Genomic DNA, 18,878 nt, shown 5'->3' on the forward strand with positions numbered 1-18,878 from the left:
TTACCGATTTCTGTCTCACTCCCAAAAGTCATCAAATACGGTGATTGGTAGGTGGCGTTTGTGTTGGCCTTTGTGCCACCAGTTTTCGATAGTCGCTTGGGCTTCTGGACTGATGGTTTTGCCTTCGAGGTAATCATCAATTTCATTGTAAGTGACTCCGAGGGCGACTTCGTCTGCAAGTCCAGGTTTGTCTTCTTCCAAATCTGCTGTTGGGATTTTTTCATAAAGGGCTGGGTCTGCACCAAGCTCCTTCAAGAGTTGTTTTCCTTGGCGTTTATTGAGGCGGTAAAGAGGGAGAATATCCGCACCACCGTCACCAAACTTGGTAAAGAAACCTGTGATATTTTCCGCAGCATGGTCTGTTCCAATGACCGCTCCGCTATGGGCACCCGCAAGGGCATATTGAGCAATCATACGACTACGCGCCTTGATATTTCCCTTGTTGAAGTCTGAAACAGTGCTTCCTGTCGCTTCGACTGCAGCTGTCATGGCATCAGCTGATTCCTTGATATTCACCACCAAGCTGACATCTGGCTGGATGAAAGCAAGAGCTTTTTGAGCATCTGCCTCATCAGCTTGCACGCCATATGGCAGGCGGACAGCGATAAATTGGTAGCTGTCATCTCCTGTCTCTGCTCGCATTTCTTCCATCGCTAATTGCGCTAAGCGCCCTGCTAAGGTTGAGTCCTGACCTCCAGAAATTCCTAGTACAAAAGTTTTAAGGAAGGGGTGTTTTTTCAAGTATCTCTTTAAGAAATCAATCGAACGACGGATTTCTTCCTGAGCGTCAATCACTGGCTTGACACCCAGTTGCTGGATAATGGTCTCTTGCAAACTCATTCTTCTTCTCCTTCACCAAGAGCTTCCTTGCGCATCTTATCAATCAAATCCATCTTATCTTGCCAAATATCACGCGCCAAGTCTACTGGATAGTGCTGTGGATTGAGCACGCGTTTATACTCATCCCAAAGCTTGTCAAATTCTTTGCGAGCATAAGCCTGAATCTCAGTCAAACTAGGCAAGTTGTAAACTAATGTTCCTGCTTTGAAAATATCCACCAAGAGAGGAACGGCATCAAAATTACGAACGGTTTTTTTGATATAGGTATAGGTCGGATGGAACATCTTGATTTCAGTCATGCCGCTCACATCCACACCATCATAAGTGATGTAGTCACCTTCTGACTTGCCTTTTTCACGACTGGTAATGCGCCATACCTGCTTCTTACCTGGCGTAGACACTTTTTCCGCATTATTAGACAGTTTGATGGTATTGCGCATCTGACCATTCTCATCTTCAATAGCTACAATCTTATAAACTGCCCCAAGAGCTGGCTGATCATAAGCTGTAATCAGCTTGGTTCCCACACCCCAGACATCAATCTTGGCCTTTTGCATCTTGAGATTGAGGATGGTATTTTCATCTAGGTCATTAGAAGCATAGATCTTAGCCTCTGTGAATCCAGCCTCGTCCAGTTGCTGACGGACTTTCTTAGAAATGTAGGCAATATCTCCAGAGTCAATCCGTACACCCATAAAGTTAATCTGGTCACCCAGCTCACGCGCCACCTGAATAGCAGCTGGCACGCCGATGCGAAGGGTGTCATAGGTATCCACAAGAAAGACACAATCACGATGGGTTGCCGCATAGGCCTTGAAGGCTTCATAGTCGTTTCCATAAACCTGTACCAAGGCATGGGCATGAGTCCCCAAGACTGGAATATCAAAGAGCTTACCAGCACGCACGTTGCTGGTTCCATTGGCACCACCAATCACAGCTGCGCGTGTTCCCCAAATAGCTGCATCCATTTCTTGCGCACGACGTGTCCCGAACTCCATCAAGGGTTCATCTTCAATGACCGAACGAATACGTGCTGCCTTGGTCGCTATCAAGGTTTGAAAGTTAACGATGTTTAAGAGAGCCGTTTCAACCAATTGACATTGAGCTAGAGGACCTTCCACCTGTACAATCGGTTCATTAGCAAAAATCAAGTCCCCTTCCTGAGCAGAACGAACCGTCAACTCCAACTTGAAATTGCGGAGGTAGTCTAAGAACGCCCCATGATAGCCAAGCGACTCCAAGTAGGCAATATCGCTATCTGAAAAGCGTAAGTCTTTAAGATAATGTACAATTCTTTCCAAGCCAGCGAAAACTGCATAACCGTTGTTAAAAGGTTGCTGGCGGAAATAAACTTCAAAGACCGCCTTTTTATTGTGAATTCCTTGGTCAAAGTAAACTTGCATCATATTGATCTGGTACAAGTCCGTGTGCAATGTCAAACTATCATCTGGATACATCTGTTTTCCTTCTTCCTACTTTACAAAGGTATGAACGTATTCTACCACTTTCACACCGTCCGATAAATTAGTACTATTATAACACATTTTACCGAGATTGATAAAAAGATAACAAGCTATTCTCCACTCTCCAGTTCATCCATATCTCGCTCAAACTTTTTTTGGGCCCATTCGCCATAACTTTTAAGGCCGAGATTGCCGATAAAAACCCAAGGAAGGTAAATCAGATAAGTAATACCCCAAGCAGACAAGTATTTAACGTTCAAAGGATTGTACTGATAAATTTCGATATTGAATTGATAATTCTGTAACATCAAGAGAGTCGTAATAGCAAGAGTTACCAGCAAACACCCTCCAATCGTAAAATGAAAACGACTATAGTAGGTCACTCCAAGTTGTCGTGCACGATTGAAAAAGAAGAAAATTCCTAAAAGAAGAGTAACTAGAAGAATATTAGGATTAAAAAGAGCAGGTGCTAATACAACCACCAAATAACTTAACAAAATGAGCCCGATAAACATATAAAAAGACTCTGTCCCAGCTTTGTTAATCAGTTGTTCTTCCCTTTCGTCTAATAATTGATAATAAAAAAATCTATTTTTCATCTTCTTCCTCCCAAAATAATTGATCTAAAGTTTTGCCTAAACATCTGCAAATGGACTGACAGAGGGAGAGACTAGGATTGTATTTCCCAGCTTCAATCAAGCCTATAGTCTGCCTAGTAACACCCACAGCTTCTGCCAAATCCCCTTGTGTTAAATCACGCTCCACCCGAGCTAATTTTAATTTTAAATTTTTAGCCACTAGCGTCCTCCTTCACATTTTTAAAAAGTTGCGCTTCTTTTAAAAACATTATACCATATATCTAACTTAATGCAATATATAAATGTCATTTTGTAAGATTTTGTTAACAAAAACTCTCTATCACAAAAAATAGAGAGTGTTACCTTTAAATGTAGGATTTCAAAATATCGACGACATCACTTCTTTTCTTGACCTGATAGGCCCTAATGCCCAATTTCTCAGCTGCGTTTGTATTGTCCTCAATATCGTCTAGAAAGACACAGTTTACGGGATCTAGCTGATATTTATCGAGAATCCCCTTAAACATTGCCAAATCAGGCTTTATAGCTTTTATATCACAGGATAGGACAAAGCCATCTAAAAGTTCTTTTAAGGGAGACAGTTGCTCTTCTAGCAAGTCATAAAATACCTTTGAGGTATTGGACAAGACAAAGATGTGATGCCCCTTTTTCTTTAGTTCTGACAAGACAGGAAAGACTTCCCTATAAATATCAATGTAGCTAGGCCAATTCCAGATAACTTCTTCAACCTTCTTTTGATAGCCCCTTCCAATCATCGACACAACTTTTAGCACCAACTCCTCTCTCGTCATGGTCCCAAGATCTAATCTTAACCAGAGCCCCGACTGAAAAATAGCTTTATCTAAAACCAAATATTCTTCCTTCGTATCCGAAACGCCTTGCAAAATCTTATCCTTGTTCCATTCTAACAAGACGTTACCCATATCTAGTATGATATCCATTAGCCCACCTCCATAGTGATGTGAAGATTTCCTCTTTGCTTTATACTTTCATATTCAGCTTACAAATCCTTTTGGTAATAAAATCTTTGACCTGTATAGGGATAGTTTTGCAAGGTAAAGACTTCCTTGTAGCCATGGCTTAGATAAAAATCTGGCGCTTGAAACTGGTAAGTATTGACGAAAGCAAACTGACAGTTTCGATTCTTAGCTTCATTTTCAGCTTGCTCCAATAGTTTTGAACCGATTCCCTGTCCTCGCAATTCCTCTTTCACAAACAAATACTCGATTTCCAGCCAATTTCCGAAAGTCTCTGCTACTAAGCCTGCCAAGAGATTACCCTTTTCGTCTTCGACATAAAGATTCAGTGGCTCGCTTTCAGACTCTTCTCTTTTGGAACGATTATAAGCACGAATCAAATTCCCTATTTCTTGCGCTTTCTGGGACGCTTTATTTTCCAATCTAACGTGCATCCAAACCTCCTAATAAACTACTACAGCTTGATTATAATCCTATTTCAATAGACTGTCAAACTAGAAAAAAACTCACCAAGCAGAGTTGATGAGTCCATGAGTTATTTTCTAAATTTCCACTGGCTATAAATTCCGAAAACGATAATCCATATAGCTGAACCAATTGCTCCCATAAAGGTAGATTCTTGTAAAAAGAGGGTTACAAAGACAAAGATAAAGAAGAGCATGGTTAAAGGATTTAGAAAACGATAATGGGGCATGAGGTAGCCATCCGCCATGAAGTCTTGTGACTTGCGGTATTTTAGATGAGCCACCATAATCAAGATATAAATCGCGATGTAAACACCTGATGAGGATGCTGTTATCAAAGCAAAGGCATCTGAAACACCTGGTAGCACGTTGATAAAGGCAGCCAGAGCAATCAAGATCGCTGAGGCGATGATGGCATTTTGAGGTACATTGTGGCGAGAAAGGGTATCGACCTTGATGGCCTTTAAGAAACGATTTGGCGAATCATGGGCAATCTGATATAAGTGTCTCCCTGTTGAGTAGAGAGTTGAGTTAAGAGCAGACGCCGCTGATGTCAAGACAACAAAGTTGATTAGAGCCGCCGCCCACTTGATCCCCGCCAGTTCAAAGACCGTTACAAATGGAGAATCTGAAGAATTAAGATAAGACCAAGGAATAATGGCCATAATCGCAATGAGAGCTCCCCCGTAGAAGAAGATAATTCTGAGAGGAATTTCCTTAACAGCTTTGGGCAAGACCTGACGAGGGTTCTTTGTTTCAGAAGTTGTCACCCCGATAAACTCAATCATCAGATAGGCAAAAAATACCATTTGAAAGGCCATGACAAAGTTCATAACTCCGTTTGGAAAAAGAGAGAACTGGTCGCTGATATTTGCCAAGCTTGCAACACCATGCGGTGTCTTAAAGCCTGTCAAAACCATAAATACCCCAGTGGCAATCATGGCTAAAATCGCCACAATCTTGACCATAGCAAACCAAAACTCGACTTCTCCAAAGAGCTTAACCGCAATCAGATTGACCAAAGCCAAAATCGTTAAAAAGACAAGCTGAATCATCCAGCTAGGCCATGTGGGAAACCAGAAGCGGACATAGTCTGAGATAGCAGTGATTTCTGCCATACCGATAAAGACAACTGACAACCAATAAGACCAAACTGAGAAATATCCCCAGCCTTTCCCCAAATGACGGGTGATAAAGTTGATAAAGGTATGTTGTTCTGGATCCTGATACAGCATCTCTCCAACAGCCCTCATCATCAAAAACATAAAGGCTCCTGTGATCATATAAATCAGGATGATAGAAGGTCCTGTAAGGCTGATAGAGCGACCAGCACCTAGGAAAAGTCCTGTTCCGATTGTTCCCGCAATGGCCATCACCTGAACATGGCGATTGGTTAAACCACGCTCCATTTTATTTTTTTTCTTATTTGAACTCATATAGTCTCCTATTTATTCAAAAAATCAAAAAGGAGTTGAGCAAGTCAAGACCTCCACTACTCCATTTTCATTCTATTTAGGCTGTTTTCTCAACCTTTAAAATTTTGACATCGTAACTACCAACAGGTGTCTCAATCGTAACAATATCGCCTGTTTTTTTGCCGATCAAAGCTTGTCCAATCGGACTTTCATTTGATACCTTCCCAGCGAAAGCATCCGCACCTGCAGAACCGACGATGATGTAGACTTCCTCTTCCTCTTCACCGATTTCTTGGATGGTTACGGTCTTACCGATAGCTACCTCATCTTGGGCAACTGCATCGCTATTAACAATTTCAGCATAGCGAATTTTGGTTTCTAGACTTGAAATTTGTCCTTCAACAAAAGCTTGTTCATCCTTAGCTGCTTCGTACTCGCTATTTTCTGAAAGATCCCCGTACGAACGAGCAATTTTGATACGCTCTACTACTTCGGGGCGACGAACGAGTTTCAATTCTTCTAATTCTTTTTCTAACTTTTTCTTTTCTTCAAGGGTCATTGGGTAAGTTTTTTCTGCCATTTTTTCAACTTTCTTTTCTATTACTTTTTTAAAACAAAATTATGTGGAAAACCACATAATTTTAGTTTGAACTACTTGATTGTGTTAATTTACTATTGATATGTTCTGCAACGTTTTGGTCATGCTCTTCTTTTGTCGTTGCAAAGTACACTTTACCGTCTTCAACATTTGCTACAAAGTATAAGTACTCACTCTTTGTCTGATTTACACTTGCTTCAATCGCATCGAGGCTTGGACTATCAACTGGTCCGGGCATGAGGCCAAGATGTGTATAAACATTATAAGGTGAATCAATCGTAGTATCAATTGCAGTATCATCAGCCAAGCTAATCTTTTGGCCAAGTTTTCCTTCAGCATACAAGATAGCAATGTTGCTTTGAAGTGGCATACCAAGATTCAAGCGGTTATAGAAGACTCCCGCAATCAATTTACGATCTTCGGTCTTAGCACCTTCTTTTTCGACAAGAGAAGCAATACTGAGCAATTCATTAACTGTCAGATTCTTTTCTTTGATCGTAGTGTAATACGGTGACATGGCCTTGTCCATAGCTGCTAACATATCATCAATCAAGCTTTCAACTGTGGTGCTGTCTTTGATAGTGTAGGTTGCTGGGAAAAGGTAACCTTCAAGGCGATAACGAACGCCACTGTCTTTTGTTGGAAGACTTCCAAGAAGGTTTGGATACTTGGCTACTAGTTGGGAGATGAAGGTTTCATCTTGAGCTTTTGCCATGAAAGCATCCGCTGTAAGAGGTTCTTTAAAATCACCTTGGAGTTGACCTACTGTCTGAGCAATTTGCTCTAAGGTGTAACCTTCCGGAATAGTTAAGTTTGCAAGCACTGGTTCTTGAGGTTCAGGAGTTCCACCTTTTTGCAATTCCTGAATCAAGTCATCCGTACTCATGCTCTTCTTCAAATTGTAATAACCTGACTTCAAGTCTGAACCCTTATACTTAGCATAAATACTAAAGATAAGTCCATGTTTGACTAAACCAGATTTTTCCAAAGTGCTCCCAATTTGTTGCACATTTGATCCTTCTGGAATTTGAACTGTCATATACTCCTTAGAGCTCGCATCAACAGGTTTCAAAGAGTCTTGAACATAACCGTACCCAAAGTATCCACCAGCAGCCACAAGCACCAAGAGAACTAAAAAGGTTACTAGGAAACCTTTGGCTTTTGATTTTTTCTTTTTCTTGGTTGTTTTTTTACCTTTACGGCGACGGTTACGACGTGATTCCTCCGTTAATCTGTCTGAGGATCCAGTTGAAGCTAGCGCTTCAGCTTTATTCTCAGAAGAAGCAACTGATGTATTGGCCTCTTCTGTCTTATAAGTCACATCTATCTTGGTCGGAGTATCGTTAAATTCTTTTTCTTCAGGTTCAAGTTCAACTGGTTCCACCTTAGGTTGAACGGACTCCACTACAGGTTCTTCAGCTGGATGAATCGGTTCTACTAGAGGTTCCTCAGATTCTACAACTTCAATCTTGTCAATGACAGGCTGTCTAATCTCTTTCTCTTCTTTTTCATCCGTTTTATCAGCTTCAGCACTCGAAAGTGGAGGAACACTCGGCGCATTCTTTAGAATTTTATCGACAACAGATAGGGAATCAGCCATCAACTCTTCTGTCGAAGTATCAGATTCAGGATTTGCAGGAGTTACTGAACTAGCTTGAGATGATGAAGCTGTCAGATTTGGAATGTCTACTTCTTTCTCTCTTTTATCTTGTTCTTTTACTCTCTCTAAATCACGTAGAATCTGCTCTTTAAAGCTTAATTTTTCTTCTTCTCTTGATTTTTCAGTCAAAAGCATTACCTCCTTGTTGACAATCCATAATATTATATCTTAAAAGTTACAGAAAAGCAACAAAACATCCCTTTCTATAGCTATGATTCTCATTTTTTAAGGTTGCCAAACCATATCATACCAACTTTCACCCGCAAAGCTTGACTGGGATACCCCTTCATTCACAAATCCATTTTTTTCATAATAAGGGATGAGATAGTCATGACAGGTCAAATTGATACCTTCTCGTTCATGTTCTAAAGCGACTTCTTTCAGAGCCCTTAACAGTCTTTTTCCCACGCCCAAGGCTTGTGCCTCCTTAGCTATGGAGAGACAGGTCACAGAGATATAGCCTCCAGGTCGATGGCTATAGTCTTTTATCTCTTCTGTAAAGGACTGATCTTGTAGATGACGATGTGGGACGACTGGACCTTCGATATACCCAAGGATACGTCCCTCCTTTTCAGCTACGAGAAAACTGGTCTGAATTTCACGTAAGTGCGCCTCAAAGACCGAACGAGGAATGGCTTCTTCAAGGGAAAAATTCTCCAGCTCTATCTCTAAAATTTGATCTAAATCCGAAAATCTTGCGTGTCTGATTTTCATACTTCCTCCTGATAAAAAGGATTGGCCCAAATCAGATTCCATCCCGAAAATCTTGCGCATGAAGCTTCTGGCGCTTCTTCCTCAACAAAGCCATTCATCTCAAAATAAGAGAACAAGTCATCAGGACAAGTCAAACGAAGATACTCATACCCTCCTTCCACTGTCACTTGTTTCAAGCTAGCAAGAAGAAGGGTCCCCAAACCTTGCCTGCGATGGTCAGGATGAATAGCAAATGATCTTATTTCTATCCATGTGGGATGAAGAGACTGAGACTCTCCTAAAACATAGCCCACGAGCTGGTTTTCATCTCTAGCTACAAGAAAGGTATCCGCAATCTTACGGATACTCTCTTCTAAAAACTCGTAGCTTACTATTTCTTCTGAGGATAAACAAGATTCTTCAATTGCTACAATTTCTTCTAAATCCGATAAAGTAGCCCGTCCTATGGTGATTGGAATTTCCATTCTTTTTTCTTATTGGACGTTACTTGTCAAATTAGACAAGAGACGTTCGAATGAGTACTCATAGGTTTGGATATCTCCTGCTCCCATAAAGACATAGACTGCATTATCATGCTCAAGGAGTGGTGATACATTTTCAACTGTGATGACTTGGCTTTTCTTCTTAATTTTATCTGCTAGGTCTTCTACCTTGACGTCACCATGGTCCACCTCACGGGCTGATCCATAGATTTTCGCCAAATAAACAGCATCTGCCTGGCTCAAAGCTTTAGCAAAGTCGTCTAATAGGGCAATGGTTCTAGTGAAAGTATGTGGTTGGAAGATTGCAACAATTTCCTTGCTTGGGTATTTCTGACGAGCCGCATCTAAGGTCGCAATGATTTCCGTTGGATGGTGGGCGAAATCATCAATAATAATGGTACCATTGACAACCTTTTCAGTGAAACGACGCTTGACACCAGCAAATGTTTTCAAGTGTTCACGTACCAAGTTCAAGTCAAACCCTGCTGTATAAAGTAAACCAATAACGGCTGTCGCATTCATGATATTGTGACGACCAAAGGTTGGAATGTGGAATTGACCCAACTCTTGTCCGCGGAAATGAACTGTGAAGGTCGAACCAGTTGTAGAACGTAGAAGGTCGCTAGCTACAAAGTCATTTCCCTCAGCATCAAAGCCATAGTAATAGATTGGCGCATTGGCTGTAATCTTACGCAACTCAGCATCCTCACCGTAGACGAATAAACCTTTGGTAATTTGTTTAGCATAGTCATTAAAGGCATTGAATACATCCTCTAGACTCGTAAAGTAGTCTGGATGGTCAAAGTCAATATTGGTGATAATAGAGTATTCTGGGTGGTAAGGCATGAAATGACGCTCATATTCGTCAGATTCAAAAACAAAATACTTAGCATTTTCAGAACCTCGACCCGTTCCATCCCCAATCAAGAAGCTAGTGTCTGTGATGTGAGACAAAACGTGAGACAGCATCCCAGTCGTTGATGTCTTACCATGCGCTCCTGCAACCCCCATGCTGACAAAGTCACGCATAAAGCTACCTAGGAATTCATGGTAACGTTTGTAGCTGATACCATTTTTGTCGGCATAGGCGATTTCAACATTGTTATCTGGACGAAAGGCATTTCCAGCAATAATTTCAAGATCCCCTTGCAGGTTCTTTTCATCAAAAGGAAGAATCGTAATTCCTGCCTGCTCTAGTCCACGTTGAGTAAAGTAGTATTTTTCAACGTCTGAACCTTGAACCTTGTGTCCCATTTGATGCAACATCAAGGCTAGGGCACTCATCCCTGATCCCTTGATTCCAATAAAATGATATGTTTTTGACATGCTTTTCTCCCTTACTCAGTAATTCTTGTCAGATTCAACTCTTGGGCAACCTGACGTTCCTGTTCCGTTTGCTTATTCTTTTTATTATAGATTTGACTTTTCTTTAGAAAATCATAGTTGTTCTTTTTAGCCTTTTCCGTTTGAGATTTCGGAGTTGGAGTCACTACCTGGCCAGCTTCCTCGGCTAGAATATAGTGGGACTGGCTCAAGTTTTTACTAAACTTGGCAAGCTCACCTGGATTTTCCTTTTGAAATGGTGCTGTTGGTTGGTTTCCTTGACGAACAAGTGTTGAACCATTGTGTCGTCTAGTATGACTAACATCCTGAGTCAAATACTTGGCCGAACGTTTCTTCTTCAGATCCGCACGCGCCTCTTCTCGAGCCAATTCAGCATACGTTTTTTCAACTTTTTTAGGTTCTGGGCCTGGTTTTGGTTCCTTGCTAGCTACCGAAGGAGTTACAGCCTGTTCCTCATTGATAGGAGACCATTCCAAATAGTTCTTATCGCGGTAATCACCTTTGATATTGCTAATAAAGTCTGACTCATCGTACAAGTCCATGACTGGCATTTTGGTCAGCATGATCTCATCATCTGACACCAGTGGAAATCGATCTTGTTTCATTTTGTATTTCCTTTCAACACTTCATTATAGCGTATTGTCTTGATTTTTCAAGTGCTGGCTTCAGAAATTCCTAAAATTTCTCGAATTTCTGCCAGACTAAGACTCGCACGCGATTCCGTCCCATCCAAAACTTGGGAAACCAGGTGTTTCTTCTGTTCTTGGAGTTCTTGAATCTTTTCTTCAATGGTTCCTCTAGTAATCAAACGGTAAACCTCTACCTTCCGCTCCTGTCCCATTCGGTGAGCTCGTCCGATAGCCTGAGCCTCGACAGCAGGATTCCACCAGAGGTCCACTAGGATGACGGTGTCAGCTCCTGTCAGATTGAGACCGACACCACCTGCCTTAAGGGAGATGAGAAAGATATCCCTTTCCCCTTGGTTAAATATTTTAGTCATCTCTTGTCTGTCTTGAGCAGGAGTTGAGCCCGTAATTTTAAAGGAAGTCAAGCCCAAATTCGGGAGCTCTTGCTCGATTTTTTCCAACATTCCTTTGAACTGCGAGAAAATCAAGACCCGATGCCCACCATCTGCCACTTGTAGCAATAAATCTCGAAGGCTATCCAATTTACCACTGGCTCCATGGTAATCGTCCATGAAGAGAGCTGGCGTATCACAGATTTGACGCAAACGCATGAGACCAGATAAAATTTCTACCCGACTTCTCTGGAATTCTTGGTCTGTCACTTGGGCTAGACGGTCTCGCATCTGTTGCAACTGAGCCAGATAGATGGCCTTCTGCTGATCTTCCAGTTCATTTTTATAGACGACTTCGATCAGATCAGGCAGTTCTGTAAGAACTTCTTCTTTCTTACGCCTCATGACAAAGGGCTTGATAAACTGCGCGACTCGGTCAGCCGGTAATTTCATAAACTCCTTTTTACTTGGTAAGAGCCCCGGTAGCACAATTTGAAAGATAGACCACAACTCTCCTAAATGATTTTCGATGGGCGTACCCGACAAAGCAAAGACTGCCGGCACCACAAACTGGCGCAAACTCTGAGCAATCTTAGTCTGGGCATTTTTCATGACCTGGGCTTCATCTAAGAAGAGAAAATCAAAAGCCATCTCTTGATAAAGCTCGCTGTCTTGACGAAAGGTTGCATAGCTAGTCACATAGATTTGGTGATTTTCAGAAAGAATCGCTTCTCGATTCGCTTTCAAACCATGAACGACAGCCAAATCCAACTGTGGTGCAAATTTTCTAAATTCATCTGCCCAATTGTAGATCAAACCTGACGGTGCTAAAATCAAGACCCGACTTTCTTCGGTCACCTGACTGGTCAAAAAAGCAATAGTTTGCAGTGTTTTTCCCAGTCCCATATCATCGGCTAGGATGCCACCAAAGCCATAGCGGTGAAGCATCTGAAGCCAACGGACACCCTTTTCCTGATAGTCTCTCAAACTCGCCTGCACCTGTATATCTCCCAAAGGAAAGTCCTCTGGATGGGTCAAATCATGAGCCAAATGCTGAAATTCCTCTGTGAAGGAGATCCTATCTCGACCTTCAAAAAGCTGAGACAGACTGTAAGCTAAGGATTTCCGAGCCTGAAAAGAACCATCTTTTAGCTCAACCCCCAATTCCTGTAAATTTTGACGAATCTGCTTGGTTTCCTCATCAAAAAAGTACACTTGGTCAGAAGAACTGATATAGAAATCCTGATTGCTGGTCAGGGCTTTGAGAGCTTGATCAATCTCTTCTTGGGCAATCCCTTGGAAATCAAATTGGATTTCCAACAGTCCTCCCTTGGACTCAATCTGAACCTGAGGAGCTTGGACGCTGTAGAGCTGATTCATCTCATCAGATAAGAAGACCTGACCCAACTTCTCAAAAGCTGGAATCGTATGGTGAAAGAAAGAATAAACTGCCTCTGGCTTCAAAGCCTGTCTCCAAGACTGAAAATCAGCCTCAAAACCAGCCCCTAAACAGACTTGAAATAGCTGGTTTTCCAAGACAGCATCACTTGAAAAAGGTAATTGTTCCAGCTGTTGACGACTAGTTACCTTAACCTCTCCATAGTCAAACTGGATATTCAAGCGGATGCGGCCGTCATCCTCCCTATCAAAGTAAAAGATTGGTGAAAAGGGTCTGATTTGTAAGCGCTCAGGAGCAGAAACTGTGCCCAGCTGTCCAAACAAAGGCAGACAGGCAGCCAGACGGTCACGATCACTGTTGTCAAACTGGAGGCATTTTCTCCCTCTCTCCTCCTGAGAAAGCTCCTTGATTTCCTTTAGGAGGCTGATTTGCTTAGGATTTAAGAGATAAAGATTCCCCTTACGAAATAGAACTGCCCCTCCATAGAATACGTTAACTCGCTCACTTTCAGAAATCTCCATTTCAAAATAATCGGGATACTCCTGCACTGAAAAAGAGAACAGTTTCGCATCGGGATCTAAATCATGAAAGAGAAGATTTTCATAACTATCGATCTGGTGTTCAAAATGAAAATCCTCCAAATTTATCAGCAACTCCACTCCCTGCTCAAAAAAGGTCAGAGGGAAAAAGAGGTGACGACCTTGATTGGGGAAAAAGAGGTCTTGACTCAGTCCCTCCTCAATCAAGCCACATAAAAAAGTAAGAACTTCTTGACTAGCTGTATCAAAAGCATCCCAAGACAAGTCATTTTCATAGTGTTTCCCAATCATATATGGCTTTCGATGGACTAAGACCTTCAAAAAGAGAGGGATGTCACGAATGACATAATATTTTTGACTATCAACTAAACCGATTCGGAGAGTCCAAAGGAGACGATTGGTTCCAGCTTCCACCTGACCTTGAGCTGACAAAGTGTAGATTTTCTCTCTCTTCTGAGGTTGGATACGCTCCAAAAAACTACCACCAAAACTAACCTTGGTTTCGACCTCTTCTTGCTCTTCATGTCCTTTTTCTAAGGCTTGTAAAATCACCTGGCCTTCTTCATCATTTTTCAGATAATGCTCAAGCGCTGCGAGGTGAACACAGTAACCTCTTTTTTGAAAAAAATCACAAGCACAAAAAACCAGATCATCCTCTAAACTGTAGCGCAAGTCTTCTCCCGCCACACGAGTATAGAGGCGATTCCCTTTTTCCTTGATAATCTCAATGTTGCCCGTTTCATAGAGAGTAACACCCTCCATGCGCAACTTTCCTGGAATCAATTTAGCCATAGTTACCCCTTTATCTTATCTTTTCATTATACCACATTTTCCCCTACGAAAATAGCCTTCTAGGAAGACTTTTCTCCTAGAAGGCTGGATTTTTAAAGTGTAGAAAAAGTGGTCACGATGCGTTGGCAAACCTCTTCCAGTACTGACTTCGGCATAGCTACATTGAGGCGGGCATGAAGAGCTCCCTCCTCCCCAAAGTCCAAACCTCGGTTCAAGATAACCTTGGCTTCATTTCTCAAAAGCTCTTGCAAGCGGTCATCCGTTAGATCATAGGCTGAAAAATCAAGCCAAATCAAGTAGGTACCTTGCGGTTTCATGACCTTAATCTTGGTTTCGTTGCCCAAAACATCCACTACATAGTTAATGTGGTCCTCAATGACTTCTTTTAACTCTCCTAACCAGTCCTTGCCATAACGGTAGGCAGCTTCTGTTGCCAAATACCCCAAGCCTGAGATTTCATGCTGGTTATTGGCCAACTGGCGTTTCTGGAAAGCAACTCGAAGCTTTGGATTTTCAATAATTGCATAGGAATTCTTGGTCCCCGCAATATTAAAGGTCTTAGTGGCACTGCTCAAGATAAGGGCAAAGTCTTTAAAGGCGGGATCAATGGTGTTGAATGACTGATGTTTGTGACCAAAGAGAGCCAAATCTTGGTGAATCTCATCTGAAACCAACAAAACACTATGTTTTTGGCAGAGATGACCAATCTTTTCTAACACTTCCTTTTCCCAAACACGTCCACCAGGATTGTGAGGATTGCAAAGGATATAAAGCTTCACATCCTCTTCCACCAAATCCTTCTCCAACTGGTCAAAGTCAATCTCAAACAGACCATTCTTTTCCACCAAAGAATTGGTAATCAATCGGCGATTGTTCAGTTTGACACTGCGAGCAAAAGGTGGATAGACCGGTGTGTTAATCAGAACCGCTTCGCCTTCTTTTGTGAAGGCTTGAATAGCTGTTGAAATAGCTGGTACTACTCCCTCGATAAAGACGAGAGAATCCTTGTCAAAGTGATACCCGTGTTGTGTGGCTTCCCAGTCCTGAACCGATTCAATCAAAGCATCGCTAGCATAGGTATAGCCATAGACCAACTGATCTGCGTAGGCTTGTACAGCTTGTCGAACTTCAGGCAAAACCACAAAGTCCATATCTGCTATCCAGGCTGGTAGAACTTCTCGATCAGCTTCCGCTTCTTTCCATTTATAGGTATGATGCCCAAAACGATTGGGCAGACTTGTAAAATCATATTTCCCCATATCTGTCTTATCCTTCCAAAGCTTGGCGCAAGTCCGCAATCAAATCCCTAGCATCTTCAATCCCGATTGACAAGCGCAGGAGGTCATCTGTTAAGCCATAGGAATGGCGCACTTCTGCTGGAATATCCGCATGAGTCTGAGTTGTCGGATAGGTAATCAGACTCTCTACCCCACCCAAACTTTCTGCAAATGAGAAGACCTTTAAGCTATTTAAAATATGAGGAATACGCTTTTCATCCACTACTTTAAAGGAAATCATCCCCCCACGTCCTGTATAGAGAACTTCCTTGACAGCAGGTGAATCCTTCAAAAAAGCAACCACTTCTTGGGCATTGGCTGTAGAACGCTCCATACGAAGAGGTAGAGTTTTAAGACCACGAATCAACTGATAACTATCAAACGGTGATAGGACGGCACCTGTCGTATTCAAATTGTAGAAAAGTTGCTCATATAGTTCTAAACTATTAGTCACAACCACCCCAGCTAAGACATCATTGTGCCCTGCTAAATACTTGGTGGCAGAATGAAGAACGATATCCGCACCTTCTTCAATCGGACGTTGGTAAATCGGACTGTAGAAGGTATTGTCTACCACTACCTTGGAACCCTTGGCATGAGCTAGTTTGGCTAGTTTTGCAATATCAAATTCCAACATCAAGGGATTGGTTGGTGTTTCGATATAGAGAACATCCACATCTTTCTCCAACTCAGCGATCAGCTCTTCTTCTGTATTGGCATAGGTAAAATGGAACCGGCCTTCTTGCTCCACTTGGTTGAACCAACGGAAAGAACCCCCATAAAGATCTCGCACAGCCAAGACTTTACTCCCTACTGGAAAAACACTAAAGGCCAGTACAATCGCAGCCATACCTGAGCTCGTTGCTAGGGCATAGTCCGCTGATTCGATTGCAGCCAAAACCTCCTCCGCCTTACTGCGAGTTGGGTTTTTAGTACGGGTATAGTCAAATCCCGTAGACTGACCGAACTCTGGATGCTGATAAGTGGTTGAAAAATGAAGCGGCGTCACCAAGGCACCTGTTGCCTCATCTGACTTGATCCCTGCCTGGGCCAGAATTGTGTTGATGTGTAGTTCTTTGCTCATACAATACCTCCAAATCTATAGTAACTATTGTACCACTTATTTTCACTAACTTATTTTCTTGTTTTCAAGAGCTAGTTATAGTTTCAAACTATATAAAAACGATAGCTTCCTGAGAAACTATCGTTTTTCCTGTTGAATAGACCGGTTATTTAACGTGTTTTGCCAGTTCTTCTTGGGCTTTTTTATTTGATTCTTCTTTTTCTTTCAGCCATTTTTCTTTAGCTTTTTCATACTCATCAGCCGTTACAGTCTTATCTTGCAACTTGAGGTACTTGTATGATTCGACACCCTTATTTCCAGCTTGTGAGAATGGCGATGAGAATGGAACTGTCTTTCTCAAGGTCGGTGTTCCACCTTGAGAAACGTTTGGAATAGCAAGGGCGCTATCAACGAGCCAAGCTTGAACTTCAGCATATTTTTCATAACGTTTTGCTGGTTCTTGCTCCTTGTTCGCTTCTTCTAGCATTTGAGTGTAAGTATCCAGACCAACTGCCTTAGCCTTGTCATTGACCTCACCTGGTTCTAGACCAAGGTTTTGCAACATACCACCGTTATTGACATTTAGGATATCTAGATAGCTTGATGGATCCAAGTAGTCAGCACTCCAACCGCCATTATAGATATCAAAGTCTTTTTGAGCTGCCGTTTGAGCGAGGTAGCTAGAATTATCGTAGTCATCTGTTGATAATTGTTGGATATCGATAACCACATTTTCAGCTCCTAGGACAGATTCGATGGATTGTTTCAAAGAGCTTGCTTCAAGTACCCCTTTTTTAGCTGATTGATCTACAGATACATCCAAGTGGATTGGGAATTGCACCCCCTTAGCTTCCAATTCTTTCTTAGCTTCTGCAAATTTAGCTTTAGCCTTGTCAGGATTGTAGTATGGATCTTGAGCGTCTGCAAAGTTGATTCCTTGCCATTCTTGGCCATAGTTGACCATCTTTTCTGAAACAACATCGCCAAAGTCTTTCCCGTTGATACTTACAAATGTTGGAGGTACAACCAAGTTACGAATAATCTTTGTTGCTCCGTCTTCACCTTGAGATTGTGCTCCATAGGCTGTACGGTTATAAGCATAGTTGAAGGCTTGACGGAAGTTTTTATTCAGAACTGCTTCTTGGGTTGATTTCTTTTCGATATCTGAGGACTTAGAAGTGAAGTTATAAGATTTTCTGTCCAAGTTGAAGTTCAAGTAATAAGAAGTTGCGGTTTGCATACTATAGATGATGTTATCCTTGTTCTTCTCTTTAATGCCTTCAAAGCTTGAGCTATTTGGATAGAGACGTGCGTAGCTGTATACTCCTTCTACAAAGTTACGAGCTAGGGCATCTTGGTCACTACCATCATAGTAAGTCAATTTCACATCGTCCACAAAGACATTTTTAGCATCCCAGTAATTTGGATTTTTCTTGTATTCGATAACAGATTTTGAAACAAACGATTTCATCAAGAAAGGTCCACTGTACAAAATACTAGAAGGATCTACCTTACCAAAATCATCTCCTTTTGATTTCAGGAAGTCTGCATTGACAGGGAAGAGAATGGTTGAAGTTGTTTTAGAGTTCCAATAAGATTCTGGACGTGTCAAAGTGTACTGAACTGTTTGGTCATCAATCGCCTTAACACCGACAGTTGAAAAGTCAGTTGTTTTCCCGTTGATATAGTCATCCAAACCTGCTACAGAGTCTTGAACTAGGTACAAGGCTTCGGATTTTTTATCAGCAGCATATTTCAACCCAGTGACAAAATCTTGGGCCGTTACAGGGGCGTATTCTTCACCCTCATAGGTATACCATTTTGCATCCTTACGCAATTTGTAAGTATAGGTCAAACCGTCCTGAGAAACAGTCCAATCCTCTGCCAACGATGGAACATAGTTACCGTATTGGTCATTTTCCATCAATCCATCTACCAAATTGGTCACGATGTCATTGGTTGTTGCACGGTTTTCTGCAAAATAGTTCAAACTAGATGGATCGCTCGAATAAACATAGTTATATGTTTTAGAAGCGCTACTTGAGTTTCCACATGCGCTCAGTAAGATACCTGCGCTTAACACGACACTTGCAAGTGTCAGATACTTGGCCTTAGACTTTTTCATTTCCAGAACCTCCTGTTTAAAAGTTTTGTCTTATTATACAGCTTTGGTTTTATTTAGTCAAGTAATTTCTGAAGAAAAACTTAAAAAACATATTTTTCTACTCTTAATT

At 41.7% G+C, this 18,878-nt stretch carries 17 protein-coding genes; all 17 read right to left on the reverse strand.

Annotated elements, in window-relative coordinates; genetic code table 11:
• Positions 1 to 15: 15 nt before the first annotated feature.
• The 17 genes from nadE to HMPREF1149_RS09425 all read right to left on the reverse strand — a co-directional run bounded on the left by nadE (position 16) and on the right by HMPREF1149_RS09425 (position 18,769).
• Positions 16 to 840, reverse strand: a complete 825-nt coding sequence (gene nadE, locus HMPREF1149_RS09345) for an ammonia-dependent NAD(+) synthetase (RefSeq protein WP_000058062.1) — start codon at positions 838 to 840, stop codon at positions 16 to 18.
• On the reverse strand, positions 837 to 2,297 hold the full coding sequence (locus tag HMPREF1149_RS09350; RefSeq protein ID WP_000283139.1) for a nicotinate phosphoribosyltransferase: 1,461 nt from the start codon (positions 2,295 to 2,297) through the stop codon (positions 837 to 839). Before HMPREF1149_RS09350 ends, nadE begins: the two co-directional genes overlap by 4 nt.
• A gap of 116 nt (positions 2,298 to 2,413) precedes the next feature.
• The gene (locus HMPREF1149_RS09355; protein WP_000797151.1) at positions 2,414 to 2,902 is read right to left on the reverse strand and encodes a DUF6773 family protein; all 489 of its coding nucleotides are present in this window, start codon (positions 2,900 to 2,902) and stop codon (positions 2,414 to 2,416) included.
• Complete coding sequence (locus HMPREF1149_RS09360) at positions 2,892 to 3,101, reverse strand: helix-turn-helix transcriptional regulator (protein WP_001107502.1); 210 nt, start codon at positions 3,099 to 3,101, stop codon at positions 2,892 to 2,894. Before HMPREF1149_RS09360 ends, HMPREF1149_RS09355 begins: the two co-directional genes overlap by 11 nt.
• A 145-nt stretch (positions 3,102 to 3,246) precedes the next feature.
• Positions 3,247 to 3,843 carry an HAD family hydrolase gene (locus HMPREF1149_RS09365; protein ID WP_000351392.1) on the reverse strand — a complete coding sequence of 199 codons (597 nt, stop codon included), beginning with the start codon at positions 3,841 to 3,843 and terminating at the stop codon, positions 3,247 to 3,249.
• A 59-nt stretch (positions 3,844 to 3,902) separates the two neighbouring features.
• Positions 3,903 to 4,313: a GNAT family N-acetyltransferase gene (locus HMPREF1149_RS09370; protein WP_000558469.1), complete on the reverse strand. Its 411-nt coding sequence runs from the start codon at positions 4,311 to 4,313 to the stop codon at positions 3,903 to 3,905.
• Positions 4,314 to 4,414: 101 nt separating this feature from the next.
• On the reverse strand, positions 4,415 to 5,779 hold the full coding sequence (locus tag HMPREF1149_RS09375; protein ID WP_000097709.1) for an amino acid permease: 1,365 nt from the start codon (positions 5,777 to 5,779) through the stop codon (positions 4,415 to 4,417).
• Between the two features lie 76 nt (positions 5,780 to 5,855).
• On the reverse strand, positions 5,856 to 6,338 hold the full coding sequence (greA, locus tag HMPREF1149_RS09380; RefSeq protein WP_000818770.1) for a transcription elongation factor GreA: 483 nt from the start codon (positions 6,336 to 6,338) through the stop codon (positions 5,856 to 5,858).
• Positions 6,339 to 6,399: 61 nt separating this feature from the next.
• A complete protein-coding gene (gene mltG, locus HMPREF1149_RS09385) occupies positions 6,400 to 8,151 on the reverse strand; it encodes an endolytic transglycosylase MltG (protein WP_000927552.1) in 1,752 nt (583 codons plus the stop codon).
• Positions 8,152 to 8,241: 90 nt separating this feature from the next.
• Entirely contained in the window at positions 8,242 to 8,730 is a 489-nt protein-coding gene (locus HMPREF1149_RS09390) for a GNAT family N-acetyltransferase (RefSeq protein WP_000702016.1), read from the reverse strand.
• A complete protein-coding gene (locus HMPREF1149_RS09395; RefSeq protein ID WP_000405303.1) occupies positions 8,727 to 9,194 on the reverse strand; it encodes a GNAT family N-acetyltransferase in 468 nt (155 codons plus the stop codon). The genes HMPREF1149_RS09390 and HMPREF1149_RS09395 overlap by 4 nt, the downstream gene beginning before the upstream one ends.
• Before the next feature lie 9 nt (positions 9,195 to 9,203).
• Positions 9,204 to 10,538, reverse strand: a complete 1,335-nt coding sequence (gene murC / locus HMPREF1149_RS09400) for a UDP-N-acetylmuramate--L-alanine ligase (RefSeq protein WP_000048097.1) — start codon at positions 10,536 to 10,538, stop codon at positions 9,204 to 9,206.
• Between the two features lie 11 nt (positions 10,539 to 10,549).
• A complete protein-coding gene (locus tag HMPREF1149_RS09405) occupies positions 10,550 to 11,161 on the reverse strand; it encodes a hypothetical protein (protein WP_000806752.1) in 612 nt (203 codons plus the stop codon).
• Between the two features lie 47 nt (positions 11,162 to 11,208).
• On the reverse strand, positions 11,209 to 14,304 hold the full coding sequence (locus HMPREF1149_RS09410; RefSeq protein WP_001096263.1) for a DEAD/DEAH box helicase: 3,096 nt from the start codon (positions 14,302 to 14,304) through the stop codon (positions 11,209 to 11,211).
• Between the two features lie 92 nt (positions 14,305 to 14,396).
• Positions 14,397 to 15,563: a MalY/PatB family protein gene (locus tag HMPREF1149_RS09415; RefSeq protein WP_000521337.1), complete on the reverse strand. Its 1,167-nt coding sequence runs from the start codon at positions 15,561 to 15,563 to the stop codon at positions 14,397 to 14,399.
• A 7-nt stretch (positions 15,564 to 15,570) separates the two neighbouring features.
• Positions 15,571 to 16,665 carry a cystathionine gamma-synthase gene (locus HMPREF1149_RS09420; protein ID WP_000031950.1) on the reverse strand — a complete coding sequence of 365 codons (1,095 nt, stop codon included), beginning with the start codon at positions 16,663 to 16,665 and terminating at the stop codon, positions 15,571 to 15,573.
• Positions 16,666 to 16,810: 145 nt separating this feature from the next.
• Positions 16,811 to 18,769 (reverse strand): peptide ABC transporter substrate-binding protein, encoded by a 1,959-nt coding sequence (locus HMPREF1149_RS09425; RefSeq protein ID WP_000748536.1) that lies wholly within the window; start codon positions 18,767 to 18,769, stop codon positions 16,811 to 16,813.
• Positions 18,770 to 18,878: the final 109 nt, after the last annotated feature.

This window comes from Streptococcus sp. BS35b (assembly GCF_000286475.1).
GTDB classification, from domain to species: domain Bacteria; phylum Bacillota; class Bacilli; order Lactobacillales; family Streptococcaceae; genus Streptococcus; species Streptococcus oralis_W.

Coding starts and splice junctions, on each gene's coding strand:
- nadE (WP_000058062.1), bottom strand. CDS start 840: ATGAGTTTGCAAGAGACCATTATCCAGCAACTGGGTGTCAAGCCAGTG.
- HMPREF1149_RS09365 (WP_000351392.1), bottom strand. CDS start 3,843: ATGGATATCATACTAGATATGGGTAACGTCTTGTTAGAATGGAACAAG.
- greA (WP_000818770.1), bottom strand. CDS start 6,338: ATGGCAGAAAAAACTTACCCAATGACCCTTGAAGAAAAGAAAAAGTTA.
- HMPREF1149_RS09375 (WP_000097709.1), bottom strand. CDS start 5,779: ATGAGTTCAAATAAGAAAAAAAATAAAATGGAGCGTGGTTTAACCAAT.
- HMPREF1149_RS09395 (WP_000405303.1), bottom strand. CDS start 9,194: ATGGAAATTCCAATCACCATAGGACGGGCTACTTTATCGGATTTAGAA.
- HMPREF1149_RS09350 (WP_000283139.1), bottom strand. CDS start 2,297: ATGTATCCAGATGATAGTTTGACATTGCACACGGACTTGTACCAGATC.
- HMPREF1149_RS09420 (WP_000031950.1), bottom strand. CDS start 16,665: ATGAGCAAAGAACTACACATCAACACAATTCTGGCCCAGGCAGGGATC.
- HMPREF1149_RS09405 (WP_000806752.1), bottom strand. CDS start 11,161: ATGAAACAAGATCGATTTCCACTGGTGTCAGATGATGAGATCATGCTG.
- HMPREF1149_RS09355 (WP_000797151.1), bottom strand. CDS start 2,902: ATGAAAAATAGATTTTTTTATTATCAATTATTAGACGAAAGGGAAGAA.
- HMPREF1149_RS09415 (WP_000521337.1), bottom strand. CDS start 15,563: ATGGGGAAATATGATTTTACAAGTCTGCCCAATCGTTTTGGGCATCAT.
- murC (WP_000048097.1), bottom strand. CDS start 10,538: ATGTCAAAAACATATCATTTTATTGGAATCAAGGGATCAGGGATGAGT.
- HMPREF1149_RS09410 (WP_001096263.1), bottom strand. CDS start 14,304: ATGGCTAAATTGATTCCAGGAAAGTTGCGCATGGAGGGTGTTACTCTC.
- HMPREF1149_RS09370 (WP_000558469.1), bottom strand. CDS start 4,313: ATGCACGTTAGATTGGAAAATAAAGCGTCCCAGAAAGCGCAAGAAATA.
- mltG (WP_000927552.1), bottom strand. CDS start 8,151: ATGCTTTTGACTGAAAAATCAAGAGAAGAAGAAAAATTAAGCTTTAAA.
- HMPREF1149_RS09390 (WP_000702016.1), bottom strand. CDS start 8,730: ATGAAAATCAGACACGCAAGATTTTCGGATTTAGATCAAATTTTAGAG.
- HMPREF1149_RS09425 (WP_000748536.1), bottom strand. CDS start 18,769: ATGAAAAAGTCTAAGGCCAAGTATCTGACACTTGCAAGTGTCGTGTTA.